The 18,893-nt window shown below is 68.6% G+C and carries 18 protein-coding genes and 1 tRNA gene; 14 read left to right on the top strand and 5 right to left on the bottom strand.

The genetic code is table 11. The features are described from left to right. Window positions 1-2: 2 nt before the first annotated feature. The 5 genes from ACFFII_RS03140 (at window position 3) to gph (ending at window position 3,493) form a co-directional block, all read left to right on the top strand. Complete coding sequence (locus tag ACFFII_RS03140) at window positions 3-392, top strand: ribulose bisphosphate carboxylase small subunit (RefSeq protein ID WP_377697445.1); 390 nt, start codon at window positions 3-5, stop codon at window positions 390-392. Between the two features lie 138 nt (window positions 393-530). After that, complete coding sequence (gene cbbX / locus ACFFII_RS03135) at window positions 531-1,457, top strand: CbbX protein (RefSeq protein ID WP_377697444.1); 927 nt, start codon at window positions 531-533, stop codon at window positions 1,455-1,457. Then, window positions 1,447-2,136, top strand: coding sequence for a ribulose-phosphate 3-epimerase (gene rpe / locus ACFFII_RS03130; RefSeq protein WP_377697443.1), 690 nt, complete (start codon window positions 1,447-1,449; stop codon window positions 2,134-2,136). Before cbbX ends, rpe begins: the two co-directional genes overlap by 11 nt. Further along, complete coding sequence (locus ACFFII_RS03125) at window positions 2,133-2,831, top strand: HAD family hydrolase (RefSeq protein ID WP_377697442.1); 699 nt, start codon at window positions 2,133-2,135, stop codon at window positions 2,829-2,831. Before rpe ends, ACFFII_RS03125 begins: the two co-directional genes overlap by 4 nt. Then, the gene (gene gph, locus ACFFII_RS03120) at window positions 2,828-3,493 is read left to right on the top strand and encodes a phosphoglycolate phosphatase (RefSeq protein ID WP_377697441.1); all 666 of its coding nucleotides are present in this window, start codon (window positions 2,828-2,830) and stop codon (window positions 3,491-3,493) included. The genes ACFFII_RS03125 and gph overlap by 4 nt, the downstream gene beginning before the upstream one ends. Before the next feature lie 3 nt (window positions 3,494-3,496). On the opposite strand, the gene ACFFII_RS03115 is transcribed toward gph, so the two are convergent. The 4 genes from ACFFII_RS03115 to epmA all read right to left on the bottom strand — a co-directional run bounded on the left by ACFFII_RS03115 (window position 3,497) and on the right by epmA (window position 7,715). Then, a complete protein-coding gene (locus tag ACFFII_RS03115) occupies window positions 3,497-5,002 on the bottom strand; it encodes a PhnE/PtxC family ABC transporter permease (protein ID WP_377697440.1) in 1,506 nt (501 codons plus the stop codon). Beyond that, window positions 4,995-5,657, bottom strand: a complete 663-nt coding sequence (locus tag ACFFII_RS03110) for an ATP-binding cassette domain-containing protein (RefSeq protein ID WP_377697439.1) — start codon at window positions 5,655-5,657, stop codon at window positions 4,995-4,997. The genes ACFFII_RS03115 and ACFFII_RS03110 overlap by 8 nt, the downstream gene beginning before the upstream one ends. Beyond that, window positions 5,654-6,511 (bottom strand): putative selenate ABC transporter substrate-binding protein, encoded by an 858-nt coding sequence (locus tag ACFFII_RS03105; protein ID WP_377697438.1) that lies wholly within the window; start codon window positions 6,509-6,511, stop codon window positions 5,654-5,656. Before ACFFII_RS03105 ends, ACFFII_RS03110 begins: the two co-directional genes overlap by 4 nt. Window positions 6,512-6,677: 166 nt before the next feature. Further along, a complete protein-coding gene (gene epmA, locus ACFFII_RS03100; RefSeq protein ID WP_377697437.1) occupies window positions 6,678-7,715 on the bottom strand; it encodes an EF-P lysine aminoacylase EpmA in 1,038 nt (345 codons plus the stop codon). A 77-nt stretch (window positions 7,716-7,792) separates the two neighbouring features. Here epmA and efp point away from each other — a divergent pair, with 77 nt between their 5' ends. Further along, window positions 7,793-8,359 carry an elongation factor P gene (efp, locus tag ACFFII_RS03095; protein WP_090757324.1) on the top strand — a complete coding sequence of 189 codons (567 nt, stop codon included), beginning with the start codon at window positions 7,793-7,795 and terminating at the stop codon, window positions 8,357-8,359. A 155-nt stretch (window positions 8,360-8,514) separates the two neighbouring features. Here efp and selD read toward each other — a convergent pair whose 3' ends face one another. Further along, window positions 8,515-9,558, bottom strand: a complete 1,044-nt coding sequence (selD, locus tag ACFFII_RS03090; RefSeq protein WP_377697436.1) for a selenide, water dikinase SelD — start codon at window positions 9,556-9,558, stop codon at window positions 8,515-8,517. Window positions 9,559-9,771: 213 nt separating this feature from the next. On the opposite strand from selD, the gene ACFFII_RS17820 reads away from it, so the two are divergent. The 8 genes from ACFFII_RS17820 to ACFFII_RS03055 all read left to right on the top strand — a co-directional run bounded on the left by ACFFII_RS17820 (window position 9,772) and on the right by ACFFII_RS03055 (window position 18,872). Next, window positions 9,772-10,365 carry a molybdopterin-dependent oxidoreductase gene (locus tag ACFFII_RS17820; RefSeq protein ID WP_512700624.1) on the top strand — a complete coding sequence of 198 codons (594 nt, stop codon included), beginning with the start codon at window positions 9,772-9,774 and terminating at the stop codon, window positions 10,363-10,365. Window positions 10,366-10,377: 12 nt separating this feature from the next. Then, complete coding sequence (gene fdnG, locus ACFFII_RS03085; protein WP_512700623.1) at window positions 10,378-12,849, top strand: formate dehydrogenase-N subunit alpha; 2,472 nt, start codon at window positions 10,378-10,380, stop codon at window positions 12,847-12,849. Beyond that, window positions 12,846-13,856 (top strand): formate dehydrogenase subunit beta, encoded by a 1,011-nt coding sequence (gene fdxH, locus ACFFII_RS03080; RefSeq protein WP_377697434.1) that lies wholly within the window; start codon window positions 12,846-12,848, stop codon window positions 13,854-13,856. The genes fdnG and fdxH overlap by 4 nt, the downstream gene beginning before the upstream one ends. Then, complete coding sequence (locus ACFFII_RS03075; protein WP_377697433.1) at window positions 13,856-14,542, top strand: formate dehydrogenase subunit gamma; 687 nt, start codon at window positions 13,856-13,858, stop codon at window positions 14,540-14,542. The genes fdxH and ACFFII_RS03075 overlap by 1 nt, the downstream gene beginning before the upstream one ends. A 39-nt stretch (window positions 14,543-14,581) precedes the next feature. Then, complete coding sequence (fdhE, locus tag ACFFII_RS03070; protein ID WP_377697432.1) at window positions 14,582-15,499, top strand: formate dehydrogenase accessory protein FdhE; 918 nt, start codon at window positions 14,582-14,584, stop codon at window positions 15,497-15,499. Beyond that, window positions 15,499-16,866: an L-seryl-tRNA(Sec) selenium transferase gene (selA, locus tag ACFFII_RS03065; protein WP_377697431.1), complete on the top strand. Its 1,368-nt coding sequence runs from the start codon at window positions 15,499-15,501 to the stop codon at window positions 16,864-16,866. Before fdhE ends, selA begins: the two co-directional genes overlap by 1 nt. Beyond that, window positions 16,863-18,776: a selenocysteine-specific translation elongation factor gene (gene selB, locus ACFFII_RS03060; protein ID WP_377697430.1), complete on the top strand. Its 1,914-nt coding sequence runs from the start codon at window positions 16,863-16,865 to the stop codon at window positions 18,774-18,776. Before selA ends, selB begins: the two co-directional genes overlap by 4 nt. Then, window positions 18,777-18,872: transfer RNA gene (locus ACFFII_RS03055), tRNA-Sec, on the top strand. It begins immediately after the preceding gene. Window positions 18,873-18,893: the final 21 nt, after the last annotated feature.

Below are 18,893 nucleotides of genomic sequence, written 5' to 3'. Positions count from 1 at the left end.
AGATGCGCATCACCCAGGGCTGCTTCAGCTTCCTGCCCGACCTGACCGACGAGGAGATCGGCGCCCAGGTCGAATACTGCCTCGGCCGCAACTGGGCCATCGGCATTGAATACACCGACGAGCCGCATCCCCGGAACACCTATTGGGAAATGTGGGGCAACCCCATGTTCGACCTGAGGGACGCGAAGGGCGTGATGATGGAGCTTGACGACTGCCGCAAGGCACATGGGGACAAGTACATCCGCATCAACGCCTTCGACAGCACCCGCGGCTTCGAGACGGTGACGATGAGCTTCATCGTCAACCGCCCGGTGGTCGAGCCCGAGATCATCATGCGGCGGACCGAGGTGAACGGGCGGGCCATCCGCTATACCCACGAGGTCGCGCGCTGAGTTGCGCGGTTGCACCGGGGGCTTCGCGCCCCCGCTTCGGGGCTGCCGCCCCCTGCCTCGCTGAAAACGGTCCACCGGACCGTTTTCCGGGCGCTCGGCAGCCCTTGGGATATTTCCACGAAGAAGAAGGGCTGAAGGATGGATGACGCGACACCGACTTCGATCAACCTGCGAGCGGAGTATGCAGAGTCCGGCGTCCGCGAGGTGCTGGACGAACTCGACCGCGAGCTGATCGGGCTTGCGCCCGTCAAGCAACGCATCCGCGAGACGGCGGCGCTGCTGCTGGTGGACCGGGCGCGGGCGCGGCTGGGGCTGAGCCACGAGACGCCGACCCTGCACATGAGCTTCACCGGCAATCCCGGCACCGGCAAGACCACGGTGGCGCAGAAGATGGCCGGGCTGCTGCACCGCCTGGGCTATGTCCGCAAGGGCCACCTGGTCAGCGTCACCCGCGACGATCTGGTCGGCCAGTACATCGGCCACACCGCCCCCAAGACCAAGGAGGTGCTGAAGAAGGCGATGGGGGGCGTCCTGTTCATCGACGAGGCCTATTACCTCTACAAGCCCGACAACGAGCGCGACTACGGGCAGGAGGCCATCGAGATCCTGCTGCAGGTGATGGAAAACAACCGCGACGACCTGGTGGTCATCATGGCGGGATACGCCGACCGGATGGACCGCTTCTTCTCGGCCAACCCCGGCTTCCGCTCGCGCATCGCCCATCACATCGATTTCCCGGACTATACCGACGAGGAACTGGGGCGCATCGCAGATTCGATGCTGGACGCGCAGGGCTATCGGCTGGACGGTGAGGCCGCCGCCGCGATGGCCGAATACATCACCCTGCGCCGCGGGCAGCCGCATTTCGCCAATGCGCGGTCGATCCGCAATGCGCTGGACCGGGCGCGGCTGCGGCAGGCAAACCGGCTTTTCTCGCAGGATCGGCCCGTGACGGCGGTGGAACTCTGCACTATGACGCAGGCCGACATCCGCGCGAGCCGCGTCTTCTCCGGCGGGCTCGACCCCGACGGCAGCCGCAGGAAGGACGACCCGCATGAGCTTTGACCGCACCATCAAGATCGCCCCCTCGATCCTGTCGGCCGACTTCGCCGATTTCGGCCGCGAGATCCGCGCGGTCGAGGACCAGGGCGCCGACTGGGTCCATGTGGACGTGATGGACGGCCATTTCGTCCCCAACATCACCTTCGGCCCCCCCGCCGTCGCGGCCTTCCGCAAGCACGTCACCACCGTCATGGACGTGCACCTGATGATCGCGCCCGTGGACCCCTACATCGACGCCTTCGCGCGTGCGGGCGCGGACATCATCACCGCCCATGTCGAGGCGGGACCGCATATCCACCGCACCCTGCAGGCGATCCGCGGCGCTGGCGTCAAGGCGGGCGTGGCGCTGAACCCCGGCACCCCGGCGGAAGCGGTCGAGCACCTGCTGGACCTGACCGACCTGATCTGCGTGATGACGGTGAACCCCGGTTTCGGCGGGCAGAAGTTCATCGACATGACCGCCAAGGTCCGCCGCCTGCGCGCCATGATCGGCGACCGTCCCGTGCACATCGAGATCGACGGCGGCGTCGATCCCACCACCGCGCCGCGCCTGGCCGAAGCCGGGGCCGACGTGCTGGTCGCGGGCTCGGCGGTGTTCCGAGGCGGCTCGGTGTCCAACAGCGCGCCTTACGGCGAGAACATCCGGGCCATCCGCGCAGCGGCCGAGGCCGCGCTGGCGTGACGCTGCGGGCCATCATCTTCGACGTGGACGGCACGCTGGCCGAAACCGAGGAACTGCACCGCCGCGCCTTCAACGAAACCTTCGCCGCGCAAGGGCTCGACTGGCACTGGGACCAGGACCGTTACCGGGCGCTGCTGCAGGTGACGGGCGGGAAGGAACGCATGGCGCATGACCTGGCGGAACGCGGGCTTGCGGCGGACGGCCACGACATTCCCGGCCTGCATCGCGCCAAGACCGACCGCTACACCGAGCTGATGGCGCGCGGAGAGATCGCGCTGCGTCCCGGCATCGCCGACCTGATCCGCTCGGGCCGCGACGCGGGGCTGCGGCTTGCCATCGCCACCACGACCAGCCGCCCCAATATCGACGCGCTGATCCGCGCGACGCTGGGCTGCGAGGCAGCCGATCTGTTCCACGCCATCGCGGCCGGTGACGAGGTCGGCGCCAAGAAGCCTGCGCCCGACGTCTACCTGCTGGCGCTGGAACGGCTGGGCCTTCCTCCCGAAGATGCGGTCGCCTTGGAGGATTCGGTCAACGGGCTGATGTCGGCGCGGGCGGCGGGCCTGCGCTGCGTGGTCAGCCCGGCGACCTATACGGCGGGCGACCCCTTCCCCGATGATTGCACGATCGTCGAGGATTTCACCCACATCGCCTCGGTCGAGGCGCTGGAACGGCTGCTGGAGGCCAAGGCATGATCGTGATCTTCGACCTGGACGGCACGCTGATCGACAGCGCCCCCGACATCCACAAGACCGCCAACGAGGTGCTGGCCGACGAGGGCCTGGGTGCGCTGGACCTGCCCACCGTCCGCAGCTTCATCGGCCACGGCGTCCCGCATCTGGTCGGGCGGCTGCTGGGCCACCACGGAATCTCGGACGAGGCGCGGGCCGCGCGCATGATCGCAGGCTTCGGGGCACGCTACGAGGCGGCGGTGGGGCTGACCACGATCTATGCAGGTGCCGCCGGGGCGCTGGAGGCTCTGAAGGCGCAGGGTCACGTGCTGGGGCTCTGCACGAACAAGCCGGTGGCGCCTGCGCGGGCGGTGATGCGGCACTTCGGCATCCTCAATCATTTCACCGCCATCATCGGCGGCGACAGCGCGCCCACGCGCAAGCCCGACCCCGAGCCGCTGCGGATGGCCGTCGCAGCCTGCGGCGGCGGTCCCGCGCTTTTCGTGGGCGACAGCGAGGTGGACGCGGCCACCGCCACTGCCGCAGGAGTGCCGCTGATCGTCCACACCGAGGGTTATCGCAAGACGCCCGCCGAGGACTTTCCCCATGTGGCCGTCTTCAGCGACTTCGCCGCGCTGCCGGGGATCATCGCGGCCCGAGCGGAAGCCCTCGAGGCGGTGGGCTGACGCTCAGCCGGTCTCCAGCGGCCTCAGCGCCTCGGCGCGCGCGCTGACCTCGCGCACCGCGCCCATGCGGCGGCGGACTGCGCGCGAGGCCGCGTCCGCCGCCGCCGTGATCGCCCCCGTCACGACCAGCAGGACCAGAGCGCGGTCCAGCCGCAACTCGGCCACCGCGCTGTCGATGTAGAAGCCCAGCGTGGCGATGCCCAGCAGGCCCATAACGGCGGTCTCGCGCAGGATGATTTCCCACCGGTAAAGGCAGAGGGCAACGAAACGGCCGAAGAGGCGCGGGGCAAGCTCCCAGGCCCAGAAGGTGGTGCCCCTGGGCGCGTCTCGGCGCAGGGGAAGGCCTTCCGCCTCGCGGCCCAGCAGGTGGCAGATGATGGCGCCGTTGTGCAGCGCCAGCGCCAGGATCGCGGGCAGCATCGAGGGGCCGAAGACCTGAAGGAACAGGTAGGCCAGCATGTATTCAGGGAAGGACCGCAGCACGACCAGTGCCATGTGGCCCGGCAGGCGCGCGCGTCCTGCCACGCGCCGGACGATCAGCCCGAAGCCGAGAAAGGCGATGGCGCCCGTCAGCACCAGTGCGATCTGACCCACCACGATGGTCGCCCAGGCACCGGGCAGCCCTTGCGTCCACAGGATGTCGCCCAGCCAGGTCAGCAGCCCCCCGGCCCCCTCGCCCCGGCGCAGGGGGACGGGGACGATGTCCACGGTCAGGAACCGCCACAGCGCGCCCGATCCCATCGGCGGGTGGGACAGCAGCGACAGCCAGGCGGTGGCTGCCGCCAGCCACAGCAGCGCGGCACGCAGCCGCAGCCACAGCGGGATCGTGGCGATCAGCAGGACATACAGGATCATGATGGCGCTCGCCGCGCCGTAATCCCCTTGCCGGAAGAAGGTATCCAGCTGGAAGCCCAGCGTCGGCAGCCCGATGAAACCCAGCACGGCCGAGGACCTCAGCCCGCATTCGACGCGATAAAGCACATAGGCCCGCATCCCCGGCCATATCAGCGGCAGCCGCGCCCAGAGAAAGCGGGACAGCGCATCGGTGCCGGGCGGCAGAACGTGGGCGGGCCGGGGGTCGGCCTCCTCGATCTGTTCGGCGAAGACCTTGGCGAAGATGCCCGCATAGGGCAGCGCGATGGCCAGCACCCCGGTAGCCGGGCTGATCCCCAGCACCTGCATCAGGAACAGCGCCCAGAAGAGCTCATGCACCGAGCGCAGCGCGACCGACAGGCCCCGGACCAGCGCCGATCCCCAGAAGGGCGCCAGCGCCAGTCCCGCCATGGCACCCACCGCCACCCCGCAGAGCGCGAAGGCCACCGTCGAGACCAGCGCCGTGCCGATGTCCTCGATTGCGCCGAAGTCGGGGGCGAGGAAGCCCCGCGCCATCCGCCCCAGCGCGGACCAGGGGTCGTGCCCGGCCCAGCCGAGATCGGCGAAGGGGATCAGCGCCAGTCCCAGCACTGCGAAGATCAGGGCAACGGCGGGGCGGGACAGGCGTTCAGGCATAAAGCGCCTCGATGGCGGCGGGGCTGACCGCCTCGGGCGGGGCGTCCAGCACGATCCGGCCCGCGCGGATACCGACCAGCCTTGTGGCGAAGCTGCGCGCCAGCCCCACGTCATGGAGCGCCAGCACGCTTGTCGGGAAATGCGCGCGCACGAGGTCCAGCAGTGCCACGGCCTGGGTTTCATCCACGGCCGAAACGGGCTCGTCCGCGATCAGAACCTCGCCGCCACGATACAGTGCCCGGGCCAGTGCCGTGCGCTGGCGCTGGCCCCCCGACAGCGCCTCGACGGCGGCGTCGGCCTGCGCGGCCAACCCCAGAGGGTCCAGCAGAGCCGCGACCTCGGCCCGGTCGCGGGCGGAGGGGCGAACCAGCGTCCACAGGTTCCGCAGCGCCCCGTGATCGTCCAGCCGTCCCATCAGCGCGTTCTTCGTCACCGACAGTTGCGGAACCAGCGCGTGGTCCTGCGGCGCCAGCGCGACCCGCAGCCCCGCCCCGGTCAGCCGGTCGTAAAGCGCATTCAGCAGCGTCGTCTTGCCCGCGCCGGACCGGCCCAGCAGCACCAGCCGCTCGCCCCGGTCCAGCGCCAGGGTGACGCCGCGCAGGACGGTCGCGCCGCCATAGCCGAGCGTCTCGTCCCGGAAGGCAGCCAGCGTCATTCCAGCAGGCCGAGGTCCCGCGCGACGGTCTCGATCGGATCGAACTGGGCGTTCTCGGCGGGAATGAAGCCTTCGCGCGGGAAGGAGGCCAGCAGCTCGGGGTCGTCCATGCCGACCAGCGCGTTCTGCACCTTCTTCGTGAAGCCTTCGCCGAAGCGCGCGTCCACGTCGCCCCGGATCACCCAGTTGTAGTCCGGATAGGGCGGGGTCTTCCAGATCACCTTCGCCGTCTCAACCTCGGGCGCGCCGTCGGCCACGGCCTTGTCGTAGACGGCATAGTTCAGCGCGCCGATGTCATAGGCGCCCGAGGCGACCAGCCGCAGCGTCTGGCTGTGGTCGCCCGAAAAGCCCACGGTCGAGAAGAAGTCCTCGGGCGCGCCGCCCGTTTCCTGGCGGATATGGTAGTCCGGCATCAGCCGCCCCGAGGTCGAGGTCTTGGCCCCGAAGGTGAAGCTTTTGCCCCGGGCGTCCTGCGGGAAGTCGTCGGACGGTTCCAGCCCGGTCGCGGTGTTGGCGATGAAGTAGCTGACGAATGTCGGGTCTTCGGTCCCCTGCGCGATGGACTGCGCGCCGGGATTGGCCAGCCGCGCCTGCACCGAGGTCAGGCCCCCGAACCAGGCCAGCTGCACCTGGTCGTTGGTGAAGGCGGTGACGGCGGCGGGGTAGGATTTCACCGGGACGAACTCGACATCGACGCCAAGCTCCTCGGACAGGTAGTCGGCGACCTTCGAGAAGCGGGCGGTCAGGGCGGTCGCGTCCTCGTCGGGGATGGCCGAGAAATACAGCGTCTCGGCCTGGGCGGCCGAGGCAAGGAACAGGCTGGCAACGGCGAGAAGCCGGGCAGGCAGGCGCATGGATCACCTAAATCATGGGGCGGGGCTTTCCGGGGACGATATGGTCCGGAACCCCAAGGTCCCCGGCCCGGCCGCGGATCGCGGCACGTCGCAGCGCGCACGGCGCATCGGATCGTCTGGGCGCCATCTTGCCGAAATGACTGGCCGTTGCAAGGGAACGGCCCCTTCAGGGGACCGGCGTCCACATCACGTCGTCGATACGGGGCGCCCCGGTCGCCAGCATCACCAGCCGGTCGAAGCCCAGCGCGATCCCCGAGGCAGGCGGCATATGGGCCAGAGCCGACAGGAAATCCTCGTCCAGCGGATAGGCCTTGCCATAAACACGGGCCTTTTCGGCCATCTCGGCGGCAAAGCGGCGGCGCTGCTCGGCGGGGTCGGTCAACTCGCCGAAGCCGTTCGCCAGTTCCACCCCGCAGGCGTAAAGCTCGAAACGCTCGGCCACGCGCGGGTCATCCGCGGCGCGGCGGGCCAGAGCGGCCTCGGGCGCGGGATAGCGGTCAAGGATCGTGGCGCGGCCGTGACCCAGATGCGGTTCGACATGGGTGACAAGGACGCGGCTGAGAATGTCGGACCAGGTGTCGTCATCGGCCACCCGCAGCCCCGCGCCTTGCGCCTGCGCCGCCAGCCCGTCGCGGTCGGTCGCGCCGTCGGCGTCAATCGTCGCCAGCAGGTCGATGCCCGCGTGGCGGTTGAACGCCTCGGCCACCGACAGCCGCTCGGGCGTGGCAAAGGGATCGCAGCGGTGATCGCGAAAGCGCAGGTCCGTCGCGCCCGCACCAACGGCCGCCAGCCGCAGCAGGGCGGCGCAGTCCTCCATCAGCGCCTCGTAGGGCTCGCCCGCGCGATACCATTCCAGCATGGTGAACTCGGGGCTGTGCAGGGCCCCCCGCTCGCGGTTGCGCCAGACATGGGAAAAGGCGGCGATGCGGGTCTCGCCGGCCGCCAGCAGCTTCTTCATGGCGAATTCGGGGCTGGTGTGCAGATACATCCGCCGCGCCCGGCCGTCGTCACCGATGGCGTCGGTGGCAAAGCCGTGCAGATGCGCCTCGTTGCCGGGGCTGATCGCAAGGGCGGCGGGATCGACCCCGGTGAAGCCCTGGTCGTCCAGCCATCCGCGGATGGCGGCCTGGATGCGGTTGCGGGCCAGCAGCAGAGGGCGGCGGTCGGCGTGCCTGCGGGCGTCCCACCAGGGCGTTTCGGTCATGGCTGGCGATTTCCCGTGGCTTGCGCTAAGGAGCCCGCCGATAATCCACACATCCCCCCATCGCAAGAAAGACGCCCGTGAAAGTCATCGCATCCAGCCTGCGCAAAGGCAACGTGGTCGAACTGGACGGCAAGCTCTATGTCGTCCTGACCGCCCAGAACTTCCATCCCGGCAAGGGCACGCCCGTGACCCAGGTCGACATGCGCCGCATCGCCGACGGCGTGAAGGTTTCCGAACGCTGGCGCACGACCGAGCAGGTCGAGCGCGCCCATGTGGACGAACGCGCCTACGACTTCCTCTACGAGGACGGCGAGGGCTTCCACTTCATGGAGCCGGAATCCTACGAGCAGGTCGTGGCCCCCGCCGACATGGTTGGCGACCAGAAGGCCTATCTGCAGGAAGGCATGCGGCTGTTCCTTCAGGTCTACAACGGCGTGCCGATCGCCATGACGCTGCCCCAGCGGATCACCGTCGAGATCACGGAAACCGAGCCGGTGGTGAAGGGGCAGACGGCCTCCTCCTCCTACAAGCCCGCGACGGTGGACAACGGCCTGCGCGTGATGGTGCCGCCGCATATCGGCGTGGGCACCCGCATCGTGATCAACACCGAGGACAATTCCTACGTGGAACGCGCCAAGGACTGAGGCGCACCCCGACCGGCGCCGCCCTGCCGGGTGGCGCCGCAAGGGTCCTTCCTCACGAAGAAGATGCCTTGCGAAGCCCCGGACCGTGCAACCCGCGCGCCGGGGCTTCTTGCTGGCCCGCACCCGGTCACGACCATGACTCAGGCGCGCCCCTTTCAGATGACGGCGATGCCCCGGCCTTCCTCGACGCGGCCCACGACCGAGGCCAACGGATACCCCGCCTCGTGCAGACGCTGCACCCAGGTTTCCGCGGCCTCGGGCGCCACCGCCACCAGCAGCCCGCCTGAGGTCTGCGGATCGGTCAGCAGCGCGCGCTGCCAGTCGGGGCAGCCTTCCGGCAGCGTGACCTCGGCGCCATAGGCGGCCCAGTTCCGGGTCGAGGCGCCGGTGACGTAGCCGGCCTGCGCCAGTTCCTCGGCACGGGTCAGCAAAGGCAGGGCGGCGCGGTCGATGACCACCCTGGCGCCCGAGCCCCGCGCGACCTCGAGCCCGTGGCCGAGGATGCCGAAGCCGGTCACGTCGGTGATGGCATGGACCGCCGCGTCCTCGGCCAGGTCCGCCCCGATCCGGTTCAGCAGCGTGGTCGAGGCGATCATCTCGTCGATGCCGGCCTGGTCCAGCGCGCCCTTCTTGATTGCGGCAGAATAGATGCCGACCCCAAGGCCCTTGGTCAGGATCAGCGCGTCGCCCACCTTTGCGTCGGCGTTGCGGCGCAGCTTGGCCGGGTCCGCCAGCCCGATCACCGCCAGCCCGTAGATCGGCTCGGGCGAGTCGATGGAATGGCCGCCCGCGACCGGAATCCCGGCTTCCGCGCAGATGGACCTGCCGCCTTCCAGAATCTCGCGGATGGTTTCCACCGGCAGCTTGTCGATGGGCATCCCCAGGATCGCCAGTGCCATGATCGGCCGCCCGCCCATGGCATAGATGTCGGAAATGGCGTTGGTCGCCGCGATCCGGCCAAAGGCGCGGGGGTCGTCCACCATCGGCATGAAGAAATCCGTCGTGGCGATCACAGCGGTCCTGTCGTCGATCTGCCAGACGGCGGCGTCGTCGGCAGTCTCGGTCCCGACAAGAAGCTGGGGAAAGACCTGCGCCACCGGCTGGTCGGCCAGAAGGTCGCGCAGCACCGCCGGCGCCAGCTTGCAGCCGCAGCCGCCGCCATGGGACAACTGGGAAAGGCGGATCGTGGGGACGTTCATCGGAAGGCTCCTTGCAACCTGTCGGAGATCGTCCTACCAGATTGCGCGGCCGAGTTCACGACCGGCCCGACAGCGCGGAACAACAGGAGATCACGGCGGCTCGCATCGTTGTGATCACATTCCGCTGCACCCCCCATTCCGTTTGACTTCTGCCGCGAAAATGGGCGAATATCGAGCCACCTATCTAATCGACAGGCAAACAGGAGGGTTCGAATGAACATCGACCTCTCACGTCGCGGCTTCCTGAAGCTTGCGGGTGCGGGAGTCGCGGCGACATCGCTGGGGGCCATGGGCTTCGGCAAGGCAGAGGCGGCGGAACTCGCGCATGTGCGCGACTTCAAGCTGGCCCAGACCACCGAGACCCGCAACACCTGCCCCTATTGCTCGGTTGCCTGCGGCATCATCATCTATGCGCGTCCCGATGACACCGGCGCGCGCCGGGTCGTCCATATCGAAGGCGACGCCGACCATCCGACCAACCGCGGCACGCTCTGCCCGAAGGGCGCGGCGCTGAAGGACTTCGTCAACGCGGAAACGCGCCTGACCGAACCCATGGTCCGCCGTCCCGGGTCCGACCGGTTCGAGCCGATCTCGTGGGACGAGGCGCTCGACAAGATCGCCCGCGCGATGAAGGACGACCGCGACGCGAACTTCCTGGCCACCAACGAGCTTGGCGTGCCGGTGAACCGCTGGACGACGACCGGCTTCCTGGCCGCCTCGGCAACCACCAACGAAACGGCCTGGCTGACCTACAAGGTCGTCCGGTCGATGGGTATTGTAGGTTTCGACAACCAGGCGCGCGTCTGACACGGCCCCACGGTGTCCAGTTTGGGCCCGACCTTTGGCCGTGGAGCGATGACGAACTCCTGGACCGACATCAAGAATACCGACCTCGTGATCGTCATGGGCGGCAACGCCGCCGAAGCGCATCCCTGCGGCTTCAAATGGGTGACCGAGGCCAAGCACCATCGCGGCGCGAAGCTGATCGTCGTGGACCCCCGGTTCACGCGCACGGCCAGCGTTGCCGACTATTACGCGCCGATCCGTCCCGGCACCGACATCGCGTTCCTCATGGGCCTCATCCGCTACATGATCGCGAACGACAAGGTGCAGTGGGAATATGTGAAGGCCTTCACCAACGCGTCCTTCCTCGTGAAGGAGGAGTTCGGCTGGTCCGACGGGCTTTTCACCGGCTATGACGAGGAAAAGCGCGACTACGACAAGTCGAGCTGGGACTATCAGGTCGGCCCCGACGGCTATGTGCTGACGGACCCGACGCTGCAGCACCCGCGCTGCGTCTGGAACCTGCTCAAGGCGCATGTGGACGTCTACACGCCCGAGATGGTCGAGCGGATCACCGGCACGCCGCAGGATCGCTTCCTCAAGGTCGCCGCCATGATCGGGGAATGCTCTTCGCCCACGAAGACCATGACCTCGATGTATGCGCTCGGCTGGACCCAGCACTCGAAGGGTGCCCAGAACATCCGCGGCATGGCCATGCTGCAGCTGATCCTGGGCAACATCGGCGTGCCCGGTGGCGGGATGAACGCGCTGCGCGGGCATTCCAACATCCAGGGCCTGACCGACCTGGGGCTGATGTCGAACCTGATCCCGGGATACCTGAACATCCCGACGGAAAAGGAACCCGACTGGGCCACCTACATGAAGTCGCGCGCCTTCAAGCCGCTGCTTCCGGGTCAGACCAGCTACTGGCAGAACTATCCCAAATTCATGGTTTCCTTCATGAAATCCATGTGGGGTGAGGCCGCCCAGAAGGACAACGACTGGGCCTATCACTACCTGCCCAAGCTGGACGTGCCGGCCTACGACATGCTGCGCATGTTCGAGCTGATGGACCAAGGGAGGGTCAACCTCTACTTCTGCCAAGGGTTCAACCCGCTGCTGGCGCTGGCCAACCGCAACAAGAACACCTCGGCCCTGTCCAAGCTGAAGATGCTGGTCGTCATGGACCCGCTGGAAACCGAGACCGCCCGCTTCTGGGAAAACCACGGCGCCTACAACGACGTGGACACGGCCTCGATCCAGACCGAGGTGATCCAGCTTCCGACCTCGTGCTTTGCCGAGGACGAGGGCGCGCTGGTGAACTCGGGCCGCTGGCTGCAGTGGCACTGGAAGGCGTCGGACATGCCCGGCCAGGCGAAGTACGACACCTGGATCATGGCGCAGATCTTCCTGCGGGTGCGCGAACTGTACCGCAAGGAAGGCGGGGCCTTCCCGGACCCGATCCTGAACCTGACCTGGGACTATGCCGACGAGCACGAGCCCTCGCCCGACGAACTGGCGCGCGAGATGAACGGCAAGGCTCTGGCGGACGTGTACGACCTCGCGGACAACACCAAGCTGCTGACCGCGGCCGGCAAGCAGGTGAAGTCGTTTGCGGAACTGCGCGACGACGGCACCACGGCCTCGGGCTGCTGGATCTATGCCGGCAGCTACAACGAGGACGGCAACAACATGGCGCGGCGGGACAATTCCGACCCGAGCGGCATGGGCGTCTATTCGAACTGGACCTGGAGCTGGCCGCTGAACCGCCGCACGCTCTACAACCGGGCCTCGGCGGACCTTCAGGGCCAGCCGTGGGATCCGTCGCGTCCGATCATCGCCTGGAACGGCAAGCGGTGGGAAGGGAACGACATTCCCGACATCTCGCCGACCGCCAAGCCCGGCGAGGTCATGCCGTTCATCATGAACCAGGAAGGCGTTTCGCGCCTGTTCAGCCGGGGCATGATGCGCGACGGGCCCTTCCCGACGCATATGGAACCCTTCGAGAGCCCCGTGCAGAACGTCTTCAACGACCGGATGCGCGGCAACCCGGTGGCGCGGGTCTTCGCGTCCGACGTCGAGAAGATGGGCACCTCGGACGAGTTCCCGTTCGTGGCGACCAGCTATCGCCTAACCGAGCACTTCCACTACTGGACCAAGCACAACAAGGTGAACGCCTCGTTGCAGCCCGAGTTCTTCGTCGAGATCAGCGAGCAGCTGGCCGCCGAGAAGGGCATCGAGCGCGGCGGCCGCGTCCGCGTCTGGTCCAAGCGGGGCGAGGTCTGGGCCAAGGCGCTGGTCACCAAGCGGATCAAGCCGATGGTCTGCGACGGCAAGACCGTCCATGTCGTGGGCATCCCGCTGCACTGGGGCTTCGTGGGCGCCGCCAGGAAGGGCTGGGGGCCGAACAGCCTGACGCCCTTCGTGGGTGACGCCAACATCGAGACGCCCGAGTTCAAGGCGTTCCTCGTCAACATCGAACCTGCCGTCGGGGAGGCCGTGTCGTGACCATCGCACCCAACATGGACAGCCCCCGCACGGCGACGGCGAACCCGCCGACGCATCCGGTTCCCCCGAACCTCGGCCAGGCGAATGTCGTCCGGTCGTCGGCCGGAGGACCGGTGGCGGAAAACCCGCAGCCGCTGACCGAGGTCGCCAAGCTGATCGACGTCAGCAAGTGCATCGGCTGCAAGGCCTGCCAGTCCGCCTGCATCGAGTGGAACGACACGCAGCCGGAAGTCGGAGTGAACGTGGGGGTTTATGAAAATCCCCACGACCTCACGCCCGAGATGTACACGCTGATGCGGTTCACCGAGTTCGACAACCCGGACACGGGCGACTTCGAGTGGCTGATCCGCAAGGACGGCTGCATGCATTGCGCGGAACCGGGCTGCCTCAAGGCCTGCCCGGCCCCCGGCGCCATCGTGCAGTATTCCAACGGCATCGTGGATTTCATCAGCGAGAACTGCATCGGCTGCGGTTATTGCGTTTCGGGCTGTCCCTTCGACATCCCGCGCATCAGCCCGGTGACGCATGTCGCCAAGAAATGCACGCTGTGTTCGGACCGCGTCGCGGTGGGACAGGGCCCGGCCTGCGCCAAGGCATGCCCGACCCATGCGATCACCTTCGGCACCAAGGAAGACATGAAGGCCCTGGCCGCCGAACGGATCGAGGACCTCAAGTCACGCGGCTACGAGAACGCGGGGCTCTACGACCCGGCGGGCGTGGGCGGGACGCATGTGATGTACGTGCTGCATCACAACGACAAGCCGCAGGTCTATGACGGGCTGCCCGAGGATCCCAGGATCTCGGACGTCGTGCAGAACTGGAAGGGATCGGCCAAGCCCGTGGGCATCGCCGCCGTCGGCCTTGCGGCCATCGGCGCGGCCGCGATGGCGCTGTTCCACCGCGGCAACAGCGTCAGCCAGGAAGACGAGGCCGAGGCCCGCGAACTGGTCCGGGAAGAACTGCGCGGCGCCCCTGTCGAGCGGCCCCATGACAAAGGGAATGCCTGATGGTGGAACGCAAGTTCTCTGAACCCACGGACGAGATCGTCCAGCTGGAACCGGTCGAGGTGAGGCGATACATCGCCTTCACCCGCTGGAACCACTGGTTCACCGCGATCTGCTTCATCGTCCTGATGCTGTCCGGCTTCGCCTTCTTCCACCCCTCGCTTTACGGGCTGACCGCCCTGTTCGGCGGCGGGCAGATGACGCGCTGGCTGCATCCTTTCGTGGGCATCGCGCTGACGGTCAGCTTCCTGGGGATGTTCGTGCAGCTCGTGCACCTGAACATCATCCGGCGCGAGGACCTGGTCTGGACCCGCAACATCAAGGATGTGATCACGGGCCACGAGGAACGGCTGCCGGAACTCGGCAAGTACAACTTCGGCCAGAAGACCGTCTTCTGGGGGATGTTCTGGCTGATCCTCGCCCTGCTGATCACCGGCGTGATGATGTGGTACCAGTATTTCCCGCATCTCGTGTCGATCGAGACGCGGCGGATCGCGATCCTCGTGCATGCGGTTTCGGCGGTGCTGATCGTGCTGGTCTTCATCCTGCACATCTTCGCGGCGCTGTGGACCCGCGGCACCCTGCGGGCGATGACGCGGGGCACCGTGACGGGCGGATGGTCGTGGCGGCACCACCGGAAATGGCTGCGGGAACTGGCTAGACGCCAGCGCACCAAACCGGCAGAGTAGCGCCTTTACCAAGTGGCCGGTCCGGTCCAAGGAGGCACAATGTCCGACACCATCGAGGCCCGGCCCGACATGATCGGCGGCGTTCCGACGCCGCCGCTCGCCGTTCTGCCCAAGCCCGAACGGCTGTTCACCCAGCGCGCCGAACGCTTCGTGCGGCTGGCCGAAGAGTCCAACCTTTCCCCTTATCTTCGATTTCTGGCCGCCCTCTGCCGCCTGCAGGCGCGGTTGAGCGCCGAGCTGCCCGCCCCCGAGGCCCCGGCCGCAGACCGCATCGCACTGGCGCGTGCCTCGCGGATGCCGCCGCTGGACCGGCGCGCGCTGGTTGATGACGCGGGGCTCGCCGCCACGCTGGACGCCCTGCTGGACGGCGCGCGCGAGATCGAGATGCCCCCCGAGGCGCGGCTGGCGCTGGACGCGCTGCGGGCCGCCACGGCCGAGGACCGGCGCTGGCTTCTGTCCAACATCATGGACGACCTGGTGCCCGCCGACAGCGCGGCGCCGCACCTGTTCGTGGCCGCGGCCGTGCAGGTCCACATGGCGCGCCTTGCCGCCACGCTCAGGGCAGACCAGCTGGTCCCGATCCGCACGGGCGTGTGCCCGGCCTGCGGCGGCAAGCCCGCCACCTCGATCGTCACCGGCGTCATGGGGGCCGAGGGTACCCGCTATGCCGCCTGCGCCTGCTGCCAGACCCTGTGGAACGAGGTGCGGGTCAAGTGCCTGTCCTGCGGATCGACCAAGGGCATCGCCTTCCAGGCGGTGGAGGACGGCTCGGGCGACGCGCAGGTCAAGGCCGAGACCTGTGACGAATGCGAGTCCTGGGTCAAGCAGATGGCCCAGAACAAGAACCCCGCGCTGGAACCCATAGCCGATGACGTGGCGAGCCTGGGGCTCGACGCGCTGATGCAGAGCGGCAGGTGGCGCCGCGCCGGGTTCAATCCCTTCCTGATCGGCTACTGATGCAGGGACTGTGGGCCCTGCCCTCGGTCGATCGCCTGCTGTCGATGCCCGAGGTCCAAGACCTGATCGAGCGGCACGGCCGCGCGGCGGTCACCGGCGCCTTGCGGATGGCGCTGGAGGACGCGCGCGAGACTGTCCGCCAGGGGGGCGCGGCACCTGACGGCGCCGCGATTGCGTCCCGCGCAGCCGAGGCGCTGGAGGCAGGGGCGGAAAGCGCCCTGCGCCCTGTCCTGAACCTGACCGGCACGGTCCTGCACACGAACCTCGGCCGCGCCGTGCTGGCCGAAGCCGCCATCGAGGCTGCGTCGGCCGCCATGCGCGCCCCTTTGGCGCTGGAATTCGACCTTGGGACCGGCCGCCGGGGCGAGCGGGACGCGCTGGTGGCCCCGCTGATCTGCGAACTGACCGGGGCCGAGGCCGCTACGGTGGTCAACAACAACGCCGCCGCCGTGTGGCTTGCGCTGAACACGCTGGCCGAGGGCCGCGAGGCCATCGTCTCGCGCGGCGAGCTGGTGGAAATCGGCGGCGCCTTCCGCATCCCCGACATCATGTCCCGCGCCGGCGTCCGGCTGGTCGAGGTCGGGACCACCAACCGCACCCACCCCCGCGACTACCAGAACGCGGTCACGTCCGAGACGGCGCTGATGATGAAGGTCCATCCCTCGAACTACCGCATCGAGGGCTTCACGGCCGCCGTTTCCGCAGCCGAGGTCGCGCGGATGGCCAAGGCGGCAGGCGTGCCGATGCTGAACGACCTCGGCTCGGGCACGCTGGTGGACATGACGCGCTGGGGGTTGCCCGCCGAGCCCACCGTCAAGCAGGCCGTAGCGGAGGGCGCGGATATTGTCACATTTTCGGGCGACAAGCTGCTGGGGGGACCGCAGGCCGGCTTCATCGTCGGCCGCGCCGACCTGATCGCGCGGATCAACCGCAATCCGCTGAAGCGTGCGCTGCGGATGGACAAGATCCGCCTGGCCGCTATCGAGGCCACGCTGCGCCTTTACCGTGACCCCGACCGGCTGGCCGAGCGCCTGCCGACCCTGCGGATGCTGACCCGCCCGCGCGAGGAGATCGCGGCGCAGGCGCAGCGTCTGCTTGCCCCGGTCGCGGCGATGCTGCCGGACTACCGGGTGAAGGTCGTGGACTGCACCAGCCAGATCGGCTCGGGCGCGCTGCCGGTGGACAGCCTGCCCTCGGCGGCGCTGGCCTTCACCGGCGAGGGGGGGGACGCGCCGGAGAAGCTGGCCGCACAGCTGCGCAGCTTGCCCGTGCCGGTGATCGGCCGCATCCGAGACGGTGCCCTGCTTCTGGATCTGCGCTGCCTGCCCGATGACGGCGCCCTGCTGGGGGCGTTGGCCGCGCGATGATCGTCGGGACGGCGGGACATATCGACCATGGCAAGACGGCGCTGGTCCGGGCGCTGACCGGCGTCGATGCCGACCGGCTGGCCGAGGAAAAGGCGCGCGGCATCACCATCGAGCTGGGCTTCGCCTATGCCGATCTCGGCACCGGCCGGATCACCGGCTTCGTGGATGTGCCGGGGCATGAACGTTTTGTCCACACCATGCTGGCGGGCGCGGGTGGCATCGACCTTGCGCTGCTGGTGGTCGCCGCCGACGACGGGGTGATGCCCCAGACGCGCGAGCACCTTGCGATCCTCGACCTGCTGGGCGTCCACCGCGGCATCGTCGCACTGAGCAAGGCGGATCTGGCAGATCAGGCCCGCCGCGACGCTGTCACCGCCGAGATTGCGGCGCTGCTGGACGGGACCGGGCTGGAAGGCGCACCGGTCCTTCCTGTCTCGACCGTCACGGGCGAGGGCATCGAAACCCTGCGTGCCGCACTCGCCGACGCCGAGACCGAAACGGGCGCCCGGGCGGCGGAGGCGCGCTTCCGCCTTGGCGTGGACCGCAGTTTCACGCTGAAGGGCGCGGGAACGGTCGTCACCGGCACGGTTCTGTCAGGCCGGATAGCGGTCGGGGACATGGTCACCGTCTCGCCGCAGGGACTGACGGCGCGGGTGCGGGCAATCCATGCGCAGAACCAGCCGGTGCAGGTCGGCCTTGCGGGCCAGCGCTGCGCGTTGAACCTTGCCGGCGAAAGGATCGACCGCGAGGCGATCCGGCGCGGCGACATGGTCGTGGACCCCGTGCTGCACGCCCCCACCGACCGGATCGACGCGCATCTGCGGGTGCTGGGGTCCGAGCCGCGCCCCATCGGCACCTGGTTCCCCGCCCGCCTGCATAGCGGTGCGGCCGAGGTCGGCGCCCGGATCGTGCCACTGGAAGGCGCACTCGATCCGGGGGAAAGGGGACTGGTGCAACTGGTGCTCGACCAGCCTATCGCGGCGGCGGTGGGCGACCGCTATATCCTGCGCGACGTCTCGGTCCGGCGCACCATCGGCGGCGGAGCTTTCCTCGACCTGCGTCCGCCCGCCCGCCGCCGCCGCACACCCGAGCGGCTGGCGCAGCTTCAGGCGGCCGCCCGCCCCGACCCGGCCGAGGCCCTGCAGGCCATGCTGGTCGCGCCGCCTTACGTGATCGATCTCACCGCCTTCCTGCGCGATCGCGCCCTTGGGCCGGACGAGGCGCGGCGGGTGACCGAGGGCGTCACGGTGCTGGACGGTGGCACCGCGAAGGTCGCGCTCTCGCCGCTGACCTATCGGGGGCTGGTGGCGGGGATGCTCGACACCCTTGCCCGCTTCCACGAGGAGGCGCCCGAGATGCAGGGGCTGGGCCGCGAGCGCCTGCGCCTCGCGCTGACCCCCCGCCTGCCCAAGGAGGCCTTTGCCGCCTTCCTCGCCGAGCGGATCGCGGCGGGCGACATCGTGGCCGAGGGCGCCTTTCTGCGCCTGCCCGGCCATGTGGTGCGCCTGTCCGAGGAGGACGAGGCGCTTTATGCCCGCATCGTCCCCGAACTGTCGGGCGAGGCCCGGTTCCGCCCGCCCCGCGTCCGCGACATGGCGACCGCATGGCACGTGCCCGAGGCCGATGTCCGCCGCGTGCTGCGAATGGCCGCGCGGCAGGGCCGCGTGGACCAGATCCGCAACGACCATTTCTTCCTGCGCGGGACCACGGCCGAGATGGTCCGCATCATCGCCGACATCCAGGCCCAGGCGCCGGACGGCTGGGTCACCGCCGCCGCATTTCGTGACCGCGTCCAGAACGGCCGGAAGGTGGCCATCGAGATCCTCGACTTCTATGATCGGCAGGGAGTCACCTTGCGCCGCGGCGATCTGCGGCGCATCAATCCCCATCGCGCCGATCTTTTCGGCTGAGGAGGAGAATCGTCCCCGGTGGGGCGGCCGGACTTCAAATCCGGTTGGGGCAGCGCGCCTGTCCCGGGTGGGTTCGACTCCCATTCTCCTCCGCCAGGAACGAAAGGCCCCGCCAGA

This window comes from Paracoccus niistensis (genome assembly GCF_042432925.1).
Classification (GTDB): domain Bacteria; phylum Pseudomonadota; class Alphaproteobacteria; order Rhodobacterales; family Rhodobacteraceae; genus Paracoccus; species Paracoccus niistensis.
This window is presented reverse-complemented; position numbering and strand designations above follow the sequence as displayed.